The sequence below is a fragment of the Vicinamibacterales bacterium genome (assembly GCA_035699745.1).
Lineage (GTDB): Bacteria > Acidobacteriota > Vicinamibacteria > Vicinamibacterales > 2-12-FULL-66-21 > JAICSD01.
Genome location: DASSPH010000061.1, coordinates 1 through 13,242, shown reverse-complemented (window position 1 = coordinate 13,242; position 13,242 = coordinate 1). Strand labels below are relative to the sequence as shown.

The 13,242-nt window shown below is 69.8% G+C and carries 10 protein-coding genes; 3 read left to right on the top strand and 7 right to left on the bottom strand.

Features of this window, described 5'->3' with window-relative positions; translation table 11 throughout:
• Positions 1-27: 27 nt before the first annotated feature.
• Positions 28-2,379, top strand: coding sequence for a helix-turn-helix domain-containing protein (locus tag VFK57_13305; protein ID HET7696684.1), 2,352 nt, complete (start codon positions 28-30; stop codon positions 2,377-2,379).
• Positions 2,380-2,541: 162 nt separating this feature from the next.
• Here VFK57_13305 and VFK57_13300 read toward each other — a convergent pair whose 3' ends face one another.
• Genes VFK57_13300 through VFK57_13290 form a run of 3 tightly spaced genes read right to left on the bottom strand, consistent with a single transcriptional unit; the run spans position 2,542 to position 4,189 of the window.
• A complete protein-coding gene (locus tag VFK57_13300; GenBank protein HET7696683.1) occupies positions 2,542-3,096 on the bottom strand; it encodes a CHRD domain-containing protein in 555 nt (184 codons plus the stop codon).
• Between the two features lie 26 nt (positions 3,097-3,122).
• Entirely contained in the window at positions 3,123-3,989 is an 867-nt protein-coding gene (locus tag VFK57_13295) for a DUF5777 family beta-barrel protein (GenBank protein HET7696682.1), read from the bottom strand.
• A gap of 23 nt (positions 3,990-4,012) precedes the next feature.
• The gene (locus tag VFK57_13290) at positions 4,013-4,189 is read right to left on the bottom strand and encodes a hypothetical protein (protein ID HET7696681.1); all 177 of its coding nucleotides are present in this window, start codon (positions 4,187-4,189) and stop codon (positions 4,013-4,015) included.
• A 188-nt stretch (positions 4,190-4,377) separates the two neighbouring features.
• Here VFK57_13290 and VFK57_13285 point away from each other — a divergent pair, with 188 nt between their 5' ends.
• A complete protein-coding gene (locus VFK57_13285; GenBank protein ID HET7696680.1) occupies positions 4,378-5,205 on the top strand; it encodes a hypothetical protein in 828 nt (275 codons plus the stop codon).
• Between the two features lie 596 nt (positions 5,206-5,801).
• Here VFK57_13285 and VFK57_13280 read toward each other — a convergent pair.
• Positions 5,802-7,889 carry a hypothetical protein gene (locus VFK57_13280; GenBank protein HET7696679.1) on the bottom strand — a complete coding sequence of 696 codons (2,088 nt, stop codon included), beginning with the start codon at positions 7,887-7,889 and terminating at the stop codon, positions 5,802-5,804.
• Between the two features lie 158 nt (positions 7,890-8,047).
• Here VFK57_13280 and VFK57_13275 point away from each other — a divergent pair, with 158 nt between their 5' ends.
• Positions 8,048-8,869, top strand: a complete 822-nt coding sequence (locus VFK57_13275; protein HET7696678.1) for an alpha/beta hydrolase — start codon at positions 8,048-8,050, stop codon at positions 8,867-8,869.
• Between the two features lie 28 nt (positions 8,870-8,897).
• On the opposite strand, the gene VFK57_13270 is transcribed toward VFK57_13275, so the two are convergent.
• The 3 genes from VFK57_13270 to VFK57_13260 all read right to left on the bottom strand — a co-directional run.
• Positions 8,898-9,203, bottom strand: coding sequence for a hypothetical protein (locus VFK57_13270; GenBank protein ID HET7696677.1), 306 nt, complete (start codon positions 9,201-9,203; stop codon positions 8,898-8,900).
• A gap of 84 nt (positions 9,204-9,287) precedes the next feature.
• Entirely contained in the window at positions 9,288-9,704 is a 417-nt protein-coding gene (locus tag VFK57_13265; GenBank protein HET7696676.1) for a response regulator, read from the bottom strand.
• Positions 9,705-9,845: 141 nt separating this feature from the next.
• Positions 9,846-13,242 (bottom strand): efflux RND transporter permease subunit (locus tag VFK57_13260; protein ID HET7696675.1); only part of this gene is annotated, 3,397 nt, incomplete at its 5' end.

Here is a 13,242-nt window from a genome sequence, read left to right as displayed (position 1 = left end):
TGCGATCGGCGGTAAGATGGAGCAGCCGTGAAACCCGTCATCCACGGGTCATTTGGCACGCAACTCAGGGCACTCCGCGAAACGGCAGGCTTCACCCAGGAGGAGCTCGCAACGATCGCGGGGCTCTCGGTGCACGCCGTGAGCGCCCTCGAGCGCGGTGAACGGCGCCGTCCTCACGTGGAAACCGTCCGGGCGCTCTGCGCCGCACTCGACCTGACCGGTCCGGCGCGCGACGCGTTCGTCGGGAGCGCCCGCGCGCCGGCGTCCGAACCGGCGGCCGACGAACTGAGCGGCTCGTACGTGCCGGTGCCCCTTACGCCGCTTCGCGGACGCGAAGCCGATCTGCAGTCGCTGCGGCGCTGGCTGGACGATCCCGGCGCGCGCCTCATCACGCTCACCGGGCCGGGAGGATCCGGCAAGACGCGCCTGGCGCTGGAGCTGGCGCGCGAGATCAGCGAGAAGGGAACGCTCCGCGTGGTGTTCGTTCCGCTGGCCGCGATCCGCACGCCGGCGTTCGTCGCGTCGGCAATCGCCGAAGCGCTGGGGTTGTCCGACGTCATGTCGGCCGGTCTCCCGGTCCACGCACGGGTCGTGTGCGAGGGCCGGCCGACGCTGCTGGTGCTCGACAACCTCGAGCAGGTGCTGGATGCGGCGCCGCTGATCGCCGATCTCCTGTCGACCGTCCCCACGCTCAGGCTGCTCGCGACCAGCCGCGCGCCGCTTCGGGTGCGGGGAGAGCGGGAGTATGGCGTCGGCCCGCTCTCGTTGGGAACGGATGCGACGGCGCTGCCGACGGCCGATCTCGCCCGCCTGCCGGCGGTGCGCCTGTTCGTGGAACGTGTTCGCGACATGCAGCCCGACTTCCGGCTGACGCCGGCGAACGGCGCGACGGTCGCGGCGATTTGCCGGCGCCTGGATGCGCTCCCGCTCGCGCTGGAGCTCGCGGCGCCGTGGATCAAGGTGCTGACACCCGAGAACCTGCTCGAGCGGCTGAAGCACGACGTCCTGTTGTCGACGATCGGGCCGCGCGATTCGCCCGAGCGCCAGCAGACGATGAATGCCACGGTGGCCTGGAGTTATCAGCTGCTCGAGCCGGACGAGCGGCGCGCGTTCCGTCGCTTTGCGGCGCTGCCCGGGCCCTTTCCCATCGACGCGGCGACGGCGGTGCTTGCCGGCCGCGATGCGGCTGCGGCCGAGGAGCCCGATGCCCTCCGCGTGACGGCGGCGCTGATCGACAAGAGCCTCCTGCTCCGCATGGCGAACTCGGTCGTGGCGACGTGTCCGCTGTACGAAATGCTCGAGACGGTGCGGGCCTACGCCGCGCTGGAGCTGGCCGCGGCCGGCGAGCGTGATGACGCCGTGGAGGGCCTGGTCCGGTACTGCACCGGTGAAGCGGTCCTGGCCCGTGAAGGCCTGGTCGGTCCCGCGCAAATCCAGTGGCTGGATCGGGTGCGCGAAGATCTCGAGAGCTACCGGTGCGCCCTGACGTGGCTCCTCGAGCATCGCCGCGCCGACGAGGCCGCCGAGATTGCGTGGAGCCTGAAGTACTTCTGGCTGATTCGCGGGCACGCCGCGGAGGGGCTTCGCTGGTCCGAGGAGATTCTGCACCTGCCTGCGCTGGAGCCTCCCGCGGAGCTCAAGGCGCTCGCGGCGGCAACCGTGCTGTGGTACACGCAGGGCGAGCTGGCGCGCGCCCGCGCCGGGCTCGATCGCATCATGGTGCTCGCTCGCGACACCGATCGCATCGACGTGGTCGCACACGCCGAGCACCTGTTCGGCCACGTCGAGCACGCCGCCGGCAACGTCCGCGCCGCGCGCGAGCGGTTTGCGAGCAGCCTGGCGGCATTCCGGACGCTGGGATTTCCAGCCGGCATCGGAACGGCGCTCAGCGGCATGGCGGTGCTGGACCTCGCCGCCGGGGAAACATCGGACGCGGAGCGGCGGCTCGACGAAGCCACCCGCGAGCTGCGTCGGGCCGGCCCGTGGTTCCTCACGTGGGCGCTCTACGCCCGCGCCATCCTCGCCGTGCGGCGGGGAAACGCGGATGCCGCGATCGGGCTGGTTCGGGAGAGCCTCACGCGCATCCGCGAGCTCCACGACAAATTCGCGTTCGTCTACGCGCTCGTGCCGCTCGCCGCCGCGGCGGTGCTCAAGGGGGACGACGCGTGGGCGGCCCGGATCCTGGGGGCGCGCGACGCCGTCACGGACCGTACCGGTGTGACGGTCGTCGACACGTCGGTGCAGGACCTGCGTGAACGAGCCGAACGCGAGGTGCGGGCGCGCCTCGGGCCCGCGCGGTGGGCGAAGTCGTACGCCGCAGGACGTCGAACGTCGATCGACGCGCTGCTGGACGACATCGGCGCCGCGGCGGGCGGATAACCTCTCGCGGCTCAGCGAAGATCGGCGTCCCGCGGAATCGAGCCGCGCCCGGCCGGCCGCCGGTAGACGCGTTGAATCTCGTCCGCCTGAAGCGGGCCGGGCGCGTGTCCGCGCCCGGCCGGCCTCACCGTAGTCGTGCTCGCGCCGGATGCGCGGCCCGTGTCAGTAGGGAATCGTCGTGCCCGGATCGAACGCGCCCTCGGACAGCTGTCCGCGGATCGCGCCGTCGGGGTTGAGACCCGTGTGAACGTTGAAGTAGAAGCCCGCGCGGTTGTTCAGGATCGCCGCCGCCCGGTCCGCCGGCACGTTGATCCCGTTCTTGCTGATCGAGCCGCTGCCGTTGGTGATCGCCAGCTCACCCGACGTCAGGCCGACGTTGATGATGGCGCTGCCGTTGCTGCCCGCCGCCGCGCTGTGGATGTGCGCGTCCGTCACGCGCGTCGCCGCGGGAAACCCGGCGACGCTGATCTGGAAGTTGGCGGACGCCGACGTGATCGTCCCCGCGCCGTCTTTGGTGACGGTGAGCGCGATCACCACCGTGCCGCTGCCGCTCGCGTCGGCATTGGCGATCGCCGGCACCTCGTTCGAGGGCGAGAGCGGCACCGTGAAGGTGGACGTGGTCGTGGTTCCCTGTGACGGTCCGGCCGGCGACGAGTCGCTGCCGCATCCCACCGCGAGAATGCTGAGACCGAGGATGAGTGCTGTTACCCGAGTCATGCTGTGTGCTGCCTTTCGAGAGTCGCTCAGAAGAATTTCCGGGCGAGATTGAAGCCGAGGTAGAGACTGTCCGAGAATCCGCCACGCGCGAGTTGTCCGAACGTGGTTCCCTGGCCGTTGTTGACGTTGAGTTGAAAGAGGTGCCCGCCGGCGCGCTTCTCGATGGCGAAGCCGTAGGCGGCCTTGTCGGGCCGGTATCCGCTGACGCGCGGAGCCACTTCGCCGACGAGGTACACCCTGGCCCCCACCCGCACGCGGCCGCCGACGCCGACGAACACGGTGTTGCGATCGATGGCGAGGTTCGCGGCCGTGTTGTGAACCCAGACGGGTGTCGCGTAGACGGCGAGCCGATCGGCGACGACGCGCGATACCGCCACTCCGACTGCGGGGGCATAGCGCTCCTGGAAGTTGTCCGCCCCTTCGACTGAGGCGAGTACCGAAAGCGACACCGGGATCGAACGCCCCTGCCGCACGGCGTCGTACTTGCCGTGGAACTGAAAGGTCTTGTCGATCGCCGTGCGATAGACGGCTGCCTGCAGATGCCGGGCGAGACCGAACCGGTACTCGAAGCCGACGGCCGCTCCCTGATCGAGCCCGAAGAGATTGCTCGAATTCTCCGTGAGACTGCCCTGGCGGAGGTTGCCGTTGAAGCGGTGCGTCAGCTGAAAGCTCGACCCGTGCCGCGGCAGCCGCAGTGTCGACGGAAGATTCAGCACGCGGAAATCCGGCTCCGCACGCACCAGCGCTCCATCGTCTCCTCCACTCGCCACGCCGGGCTGACTTGGCGGCGGATTCTGGAGCGCGGGCGCGTCCTGCGCGGCGGCGCCCGACGCGAACACGGCGAGCAGCGCGGCGGCTGCGAGGACGACCGGACGACGCGTGATGGCAGTCATGAGGGCCTTCTTCGAATCTGCGTTTACGAACGTGGTGTCACGACCGACAGGACCTGCGACACCCTGACGTGAATGGCGCGCGTGGCCTCGGCGAGGTCCGGCGCCAGCGCGACGACGAACGGCAATGCAAGGAGCAGCAGCGGTGCGAACCGTCTCGTCTGCCTTCGCGTGGCGGCTGCGCGTCGAGCGCTTGCGGTCATGGTGGACAGTGTGAGCCGTCCTCGCAGCGCCGACCACCCACATCAGTCGCACAGCATCCGTACGTTTCGCGCCTGGCAGGCGGCCGTGGAATATCCACGGGTCTCTTCCGGTTGGATCGATATGCGCGCACGCTGACTGCGACAGTCACAGCAATGTGCGGCGGTTCATCAGAGGAGAAAACACCACAATGAGTCAGTTGAAATTCGGGTACCGTTTCGGTCTTTCTGCGTTGTCAGCCGGTGCGCTGGCCGCGTTGGCGGGATTCATCCTGATCTCCGGGCACCCGACGCAGGCGGCTCTGCTCGACATCGGGAAGGGGCCGCAGCTCCTCATCGGCCTCGACGACGACAACCAGACCAACCCGCTGATTCAGGCGGGCGCGGCCGGGAACCAGTCGCTCAACCGTACTGACGTCCTCGACGGCGGGTCCGGCAACGACGTCATGTTCGGACTGAGCGGCAGCGACGTCATGGATGGTGGTCCGGGCGACGACATCATCCTCGGCGGGCCCGACGGCGGAGCCGCCCCCGGTGGTCCGCCCAACAGCGACATCATGTTCGGCGGTCCGGGCGACGACGTGAATCTGTGGGCCCCGGGCGACGGCAGCGAGGTGTTCATCGGCGGGCCCGGGCGCGACGCGATCATCTTCGGCGCGACCGATCGGGAGGGCGTCGAGGATCCGGCGACGGGCGTCCGGCTTCCGACCCTGCTGTCTGGCGTGGCTGGTTTTCCGCAGGGCATCATCACCGCGGACGTGAGCGGTCTCGGGAACTTCTGCACCGTGGAGGCGAGCCCGTCCCCCGGTTATGAATTCGTGGTGCGGTTCCGCTCCAAGGCAACCGGCAACATCGCGGCGACGGTGCGAGTGAAGGACGTCGAGCAGGTCTTCTGCACCAGCCAGAGCGGCGCGGCGATCGCGTTCGCCGATCTGACGGGCCCGTCAGTCGACTTCAGGGAGGTCAGCCTGCCGGAGGTTCAGGCCCTGAATCGGCTCGTCGGCGCAATGATCCGCTAGATGTCCGCATCGGCTCGAGGTCCTGCACACCGTGTCGATGCGCCACGCCACCACCTGTTCACTCGGCTTCATCCTCGCCTGCGCGGTCGCGGGGATGCGGCCGACCTCGCTTGCCGCGGCCGCCGTGCCCCGCATCGGCCTCACGGTTCGGGTGTATCAGAGCGCCGGCCTTGCTCCCTCGCTGCGGCAACAGGCGCTCGCGGACGCGGGGACCGTGCTGCTGGCCGCGCTGGTGGACGTGCGCTGGCACGAGTGCACGGGCCTGAATTCACCCGCGACCTGCGGCGTGCCGATCGGGCCGTCCGAACTCGTGCTGCTGCTGCGCGACACGACCGGCTGCGCGGGCACGCGGATCACGCTCGGTGAAGCCCTGGTCGTGCGCCAGTCGGGCGGCGTGCTGGCGACCGTGTACGTCAACTGCGTCGCGGAGCTGGCGGCCGAGACGGAGACGGACGTCGCGGTGTTGCTCAGTCGCGTGGTCGCGCACGAACTGGGGCATCTGATGATGCGCAACCCGGCGCACACGCCCCGCGGGCTGATGCGCCGCAGGTGGACGCCGGCGGAGATTCGGCGAAACGACGCGACGGACTGGGCGTTCACCGCCGCGGACGTCGCGGCGATCCGCCGGCCATGGCCGCTCGAAACGCCGGCTCATACGCGCAGCGGGTGCCGGTCCGAACCGTGCGATCGAGATGCTCGCCCAGCGGGGAATGGTGCTCGCGGATGCGGGCGAGGGCCTGGCGGACCGCCCTCGTCACCGCGCTCCTGGCGCGTTCGGACGCGGACCCCGCCCGTCGATGGCGCCCGCCCAGTCCCACGGCACGCGCCAGTTCCCGAATGAGATATTCGCGTTCCGCATCCGCCTGCGCCGCGCGTTCGATGTCGCCCGTCTGTCGCGCATCCGCGAGGTCGTCGTCGATGTCCGCGAGGCGGCGGCGATAGGCCTGCGCCGCGCGCCGATCGAGGTGCTCGCCGGCATCACCCGCGTCGGGAAGAAAACGGGTCCCCGCGTCGCTGCCCGCGGGTCTCCCGGTGTGCGCGGCGACGAGATCCAGCACGTGGAACTCTCTTCCGGGGCTGGCGACCAGGCGCGCAAGATACCCGAGACCCTTCGAGTCGCGCAGGCGCGAGGTGCGGCCCGCGAACCCGACCGACCAGTACTCACCTTCGCGAAGCACGACGGCGGTGTGCGCGTCAGCCGGCGGCGCTGATGACGGCTCGGCCGCGGCGGCGCAGGCCTGAGCGGCGCGGGCCGCCTCATGCGCCGCACCGATGCGTTCGAACGTGGCACGAGCCGCACGGAATTCGAGCAGCGCACGCTCCTCCTTCCCGAGGGCCCGGAGCGAGTGCCCGAGATCCATCCTGGCACCGGCGGTTTCGTACGGGGCGCCGATGTCGCTCCACGCCTGTGCCGCGGCCTGGAAGTCGGTGCTGGCGCCGGCGGCGTCCCCTCCCGCCATTCGTACGCGGGCGCCGGCGAGCGCCGCGCTCGCCGCAAGCGCCTTGCTCTGGAAGAGTGCCGCGACCTGGCCGAGTTCGTTCGCCGCCGACTTCGCCGCGACGAGATCCCCAGCCGCGATCTCGATCGCCACTTGCGCCTCGAGCAGCGGCGCGCGGCGGAGTTCCGTGTTCGGCGGCCACTCCTTCGAGGGAATCGTCGAACGTCCGCCGAGCGCTTCGCGAATGGACGCGGCGGCACGCGCGACGTCGCCGCGCGCCAGGTACACCAGCGCGAGGCCGGGCTGCGGATCCCATCCCGCTTCGTGAGCGTCGAGAAACGCATCCTCCGCGCCGTGAATGTCGCCCTTGCGGAACCGGATGCGGCCCAGCTCGGTCAGCGGCCAGCCGAACTCGCGCCGCAGATAGGGACGCAGTTCCTCGCAGGCCTTCAGGATCTCCGTCTCTGCGTCGGCGCACCGCCCGCGCAGCCGGAGGATTTCCGCACGATGCACGCGGCAGCGGCCGTGGAGACTCCCGACGGGCTTGCCATGCCGCCAGCGCTCCATCTCCTTGGTCCACTCCTCGGCGAGGTCGTACTGCCCGAGCGCCTGGAACGCGCAGACCACCTCGCAGTAGACCAGTCCCGTCCACAGCGGATCGAGCTCGCCGGTGACGGCCGCCACGGCCGCTTCATTCAGCAGCGCGAGACCTCGCGATACTTCCCCCTGGAGAATCAGGCTGCGCGCCTCCGCGATCCGGCCGATCGCGGCCGCGGCGGGATCGTGCTCCGCTCCCGCCGCGATCGCGCGTCGCGCCCACGTTCGTGCGCTGGCGAAGTCACCTGAGAACAGACGTTCGTAATTGCGGACGACCGCGAGCCAGGCGTGAACGGACGTGTCGGTCTGCACATCGACGAGGAGCCGTTCGGCGCGCGCGAGCCACCCGCGCACCGGCGCCAGGAGAGCCGTGTCGAACAGGAGGTGCATGGCGACACGAACCGCCGCACCGGCCGCCTCGAGGCGGCCGCCGGCCTGCAGACTGGCCCTGTAGACCCGCTCCCAGGCGTCGATGGTCGCGTCGAGATGGCCTGCCGCATACGCGACGCCGGCAAGCAGCGCCAGGTCGGGTCCCGCCAGCGGCGTCTTCGCGTCCGCCGCGCTCAGCCGCTCGTAGGCGTCCGGCCAGTCCCCGCGGGCCGCGGCCTCTCGCGCCTGGCAAAGCGCCGCGTCAGTCGCCTCTTGCATGTCGATCCTCGAGGTCGCGTGTATCCGAGCGGCGCCGCCGGGGCGTCCTTGGTGACGAGCGAAGTTCCCACCGTAACACCGTTTGTCACGCCCTCATAAGCAGAGAGCCGATTCCGGCGATCCGGCATTCCAGGAGGACGAGCATGCAACGGCGCACGATGCGGCGCGCGCAGGTGAACGGCGTGGAACTCGAATACGAAGCAGCCGGGGCCGGCGAACCGGTGCTGTTCATCAGCCCGGTTGTCGCGGACGGTTTTCTGCCGCTGGCCTCGGAGCGGGCGCTGGCCGACCGCTACCGGCTGATCACGTATCACAAGCGCGGCTGGGCCGGCAGCACCCACACGCCTCCACCGGTGGGCATCGCGGACCATGCGGCGGACGCCGCCGCGCTGCTCGATCATCTCGGCGTGCGCTGCGCGCACGTCGTTGGCCACTCGAGCGGCGCCGCTGTCGCGCTGCAGCTCGCGGCCGAGCGTCCGGCGCTCGTCCATACCCTCGCGCTGCTCGAGCCGTCGCTTCTATCGGTACCCGGTGCCGCAGATTTTCTCGGGAAGGCCGGGCCCGCCTTCGCGGCTTATTCCGCCGGCGAGCACGAGGCAGCGCTCGCGGCGTTCATGAGCACGGTCAGCGGCCTCGAATGGAAAACATGCCGGGCGCTGCTCGACGATCGCATTCCAGGGGCCGTGTCGCAGGCCCTCGCGGATGCCGACACCTTCTTCGGCATCGAGCTGCCGGCGCTCACCTCCTGGACATTCGGCGTGGAGCAGGCCGCGACGATCCGCCAGCCGGTGCTGTCGGTGATTGGCAGCAATACCGAGCCGCTATGGATCGACGTGGCTCAGCAGCTCCGGGCCTGGTTCGCGCAGGTCGAGGAGTGCACGATCCCCGGCGTCGGCCACCTCCTGCACATGCAGCGCCCCGAGCCGGTCGCCGCCTCGCTGGCGGCCTTCTTCGGCAGGTATCCAGTGAACGCGGCTTGACGGCTCCTGCCCGCGACCCGGGATCCGGCTAGCGGCCGAAGCTGCGCCGGGCGCCGCCGCTTCGCTTCTGATCCAGCTTCTTCTGCTGCTTCACTTTCCACTGCAGGTCGCGCCACATCACGGCGAGGATTTCGCCGCGGCACCCCTGCGAGCTCGCCAGGCGCGACAGCTCCTTGACTTCGAGGCTGGTCAACTCGTCGAATCGCTTGCCGGCCGAGGTCCCGGCAATCGCCGGAAGCGTCACGCCGGCGATGTTTCCAGCCTGGCCTGCCAGGTCGAGGACGTCGATGAACGCCTCCCAGTCGGATCGGGGCGATGGCGGCTGTAAGCTCACGGGGGGAGTGTACGTCAAACGTCGATCCGATGGACGGTCGAACAGCGGATCGAATGACCGGCAGTCAGGGGCTCGTTCGCTCAGCTATATCCGACGCGCGTCCCTCGATCGCTCCGGCCGCTCTCCCGCCAGAACTCGCTCCAGCTCGGCCACCAGGTGCGATGGCAAACAGGGCTTCCTCAGGACCGCGACCATCTGCACGGCGGCGGCGCGAACGTGCGTCTCGCGGCTCCAGTTCGCGGTCAATCCGATGACCGGCACGTCTTGCGTCAGGGGCGCCGCTCGCAGCGCGACCGTCAAGTCGAAGCCGTCCATTCCAGGCAGCGCAATGTCGGTGACCACGACACTCGCGCCGCGCGTGGCCGCAACCGGGAGCGCGGCGGAGCCATCGGGCACGCCGACGACCTCGTAGCCCGCGTCCGTCAGGTACTCGATGTACCCTGACAGCGCGTTGCGGTCGTCCTCGACGATCAGGATGGGCGCGCCCGCGGACCCAGGCATCGAGTCTGGCCGGAGCAAATCAGGGTCCCGGCGAGAACCGGCGTGTATTTGCGTCCCACGCCGGGGCCGACCGTCACAATTCGTCGCTCCCTTACAGTTTCGTGCTCGACGGCAGACGCCAGGGCAGCCCGGTGACCGGCGTCATCCGGCGAGCGCGGCGCCTACTTGATGGCGGCGCCACATGGCATACGCCGCAGGAAGGACCAGCAGCGTCAGCAGCATGCACGACCAGAGACCGCCCACGACCGGAGCGGCCGTCCGTGCCGAGACGTCCGCACCGACACCCGCCTCCCACAGCAGCGGCAGCAGACCGAGGACGGTCGTCGCCACCGTCATGACGAGCGGCCGCACCCGTGCGCTCGCGCCGTCGACGACGGCGGCATCGACGTCCTCGGGTCTCCGGATCCTTCCTTCCGCCTTGTGGCGGGTGAACGCCTCGTCGAGATACACCACCATCACGATGCCCGTCTCCGCCGCCACCCCCGCGACGGCGATCAGCCCTACCCAGACCGCGGTCGACAGGTTGTAGTCCATCAACGCGAGCAGCCAGATGCTGCCGGCGACGGCGAACGGCAGGCTCGAGAGCACCAGGAACGTCTGCGGCCATCCGCGCATCGACAGGTAGAGCAGCCCGATCACGAGCGCGAGGGTGAGCGGGATGATGTACCGCAGACGGGCCTCCATCTCGGCGAGGAACTCGTACTGCCCGGTCCACTGCAGCCGGTAGCCTTCCGGCAGCGTCAGCTCCGCAGCGACGAGCGCCTTCGCATCGTCCACCCAGCCGCCGAGATCGCGCCGGGTCTGATCGATGTCGGCGAATACGTACCCGACCAGCACGCCGTTCTCGTCCTTGATCATCGGCGGTCCCGTGACGACGCGGACGTCGGCGAGTTCGCCGAGCGGCACGGCGGCGCCAGGCTGGCGCCACTGCTCGAGGAGGTCCGGGGGCTGCGCAGCGCCGCTCATCGGCAGCGCCGCAGGCGCGGCTGACATCGTCCCTGCCGAGGACATCGCAGATGTTGAACCGCCGCCCATCGCGCCCATGCCGCCGCCCGCGGCGGCGCCCCCCGTGCGCACGAGACTTCCAGATGGCGTGCTTGCACCCGCCCCGGCATTCGGGCCGCCGATGTCGAACGCGGCGCTCGTGGACTGCACCGGCACGAGGATCCGCCGGAGTGCCTGCGGATCAGAACGCCGGTCTGCGGCGTATCGCAGATTGATCGAGAAGCGCGCCCGTCCCGCGATCGCGGTCGACACCGGCATGCCGCCGATCGCCGCTTCGATGACATCCTGAACGTCGCGTACGGTCAGGCCGTAGCGCGCGATCGTTTCGCGATTCGGCACGATGTCCACGTACTCGCGGCCGGTCTGCCGCTCGGCGAACGTGCTGCGCGTGCCTGGCACCTGGCGCAGCATGCCTTCCAGCGCGACGCTGACCCGCTCGATCTCGTTCAGGTCGGCGCCGTACACCTTGATGCCGACCGGCGTCCGTACGCCTGTGGTCAACATGTCGATCCGCGTCCGGATCGGTGGTGCGATCGCCATCTGGTACCCCGGCATGCGAAGCGCGGCGTCGAGATCGCGCGACAGCTCGGCGAGCGTCCGTCGCCGCTCTTCCGGCCAGACGGCGGCCAGCACGGGCTTCAGCCACCCCGGCGCGGCGTTGCTGTACCAGCGGTGCGTGTGGCGGGTCGGCCACTCGTCGCGCGGACGCAGGGCGACGACCGATTCGATCATGTCCAGCTGCGCGGGATCGGTCGCGGTTTCGGCTCTGCCGGCCTTGCCGTGCACGGACGCGACCTCCTTGAACGTCATGGCCGTCCGGTGCTGACGCTGCATCGCCCGCCGCGCTTCCTCGATGGAGATGCCGGGGAAGGTCGTCGGCATGACGAGCAGGGAACCCTCGTCGAGCGGCGGCATGAACTCCGAGCCGAGCCGCTGGAACACCGGGACGGTCGCGAGCATCAGCACGGCCGCCGCGGCGACCACGACTACGCGATACCGGACGATGACTGTCGCGATCGGACGGTACACAGCCGTCAGGGCGCGGCTGACCGGGTTGGTCAGCTCGTTGCGAAAGCGCCCTTTCAGCAGGAGCACCATCAGCGGCGGCGCGAGCGTGATCGACAGAACCGCCGCCGCGAACATGGCAAACGTCTTGGTGTACGCCAGGGGCGTGAACAACCGTCCCGCCTGGCCGGCCAGCGTGAAGATGGGGAGGAAGCTGATCGTGATCAGCAGGAGCGAAAAGAAGATCGGCCGGCCGACTTCCTTGCACGCGTCCACGATGATCCGCTTCCGATCGGCGTCTGCCGGCGCGGCCGCCAGGCGGACGTGCGCGTTCTCGATCAGCACGATCGCCGCATCCGCGAGCTCTCCGATGGCGATCGCGATCCCGCCGAGCGACATGATGTTCGACGACAGGCCCGCGTAGCGAATCGCCACGAAGGAGAACAGGACGGACAGCGGCAGGACGAGCATCACCACCAGCGCGGAGCGCGCGTGGAACAGGAAGATCAGGCAGATGATCGTGACGATCACGGCCTGCTGAAGCAGGGTGTCGCGCAGCGTCGCGATCGAGCCGAGGATCAGGTCCGAGCGATCGTACGTCGGCACGAGGCGGACGCCTTCGGGCAGCCGCAGGTTCGCAATCTCTCGCTTCACGGCTTCGATGACCTGCAGCGCGTTCGAACCGATCCGCATCACGACGATGCCGCCGACCGCCTCGCCCGTGCCGTTGAAGTCCGCGGCGCCGCGGCGAATCTCGGGGCCGTGGCGAACGGTGGCGACGTCCCTCAGCCGGACGGGCGTGCCGCCGGCGCCGACCGTCACGACACTCTGCTCGAGGTCGTGGAGATCTTTCACGTACCCGCGGCCGCGGAGCACGTATTCGCGGCCGGCGAGCTCGAGCACGCGGGCGCCGACTTCGGCGTTGGCGTCCCGCACCGATCGCGTCAGGTCCGTCAGCGTCAGCCCGAAGCCGACGAGTCGATCCGGGTCGACGACGATCTGGTACTGGCGCTCGAAGCCGCCGAGTGACGCCACTTCCGCCACGCCCGTCACCGCCTGCAGGGCGGGGCGCACCGTGAAGTCCTGCAGGGCGCGCAGCTCCGCGAGATCCATGCGGCCCGTGGCGTCCTTGAGGACGTACTGATAGACCCAGCCAATCCCGCTCGCGTCCGGACCAAGCGTCGGGGTCACCCCCTGCGGCAGCTGCTGCTGCACGCGTCCGAGCTGCTCGAGCACCCGCGTCCGTGCCCAGTAGATGTCGGTGCCCTCGGCGAACAGCGCATAGGTGAAGCTCATCCCGAACATCGAGTAGCCGCGGACCGTCTGCACGCCCGGCGTGCTCTGGAGCGCGCGGACCAGCGGGTAGGTGATCTGGTCTTCCACGAGATCCGGGCTGCGTCCCATCCACTCGCTGTAGATGATCACCTGCGGATCCGACAGGTCGGGGAGCGCGTCGAGCGGCGTCCTGCGAAGCGCATCCGCGGCCACGAGCGCGAGCGCGGCCGCCGCGCCGAACACCACCCACTTG

Excerpts from the sequence above, each read along its gene's own strand:
- VFK57_13280 (HET7696679.1), bottom strand. The coding sequence starts at position 7,889 with ATGCAAGAGGCGACTGACGCGGCGCTTTGCCAGGCGCGAGAGGCCGCG.
- VFK57_13265 (HET7696676.1), bottom strand. The coding sequence starts at position 9,704 with ATGCCTGGGTCCGCGGGCGCGCCCATCCTGATCGTCGAGGACGACCGC.
- VFK57_13300 (HET7696683.1), bottom strand. The coding sequence starts at position 3,096 with ATGACTCGGGTAACAGCACTCATCCTCGGTCTCAGCATTCTCGCGGTG.
- VFK57_13295 (HET7696682.1), bottom strand. The coding sequence starts at position 3,989 with ATGACTGCCATCACGCGTCGTCCGGTCGTCCTCGCAGCCGCCGCGCTG.
- VFK57_13285 (HET7696680.1), top strand. The coding sequence starts at position 4,378 with ATGAGTCAGTTGAAATTCGGGTACCGTTTCGGTCTTTCTGCGTTGTCA.
- VFK57_13275 (HET7696678.1), top strand. The coding sequence starts at position 8,048 with ATGCGGCGCGCGCAGGTGAACGGCGTGGAACTCGAATACGAAGCAGCC.
- VFK57_13290 (HET7696681.1), bottom strand. The coding sequence starts at position 4,189 with ATGACCGCAAGCGCTCGACGCGCAGCCGCCACGCGAAGGCAGACGAGA.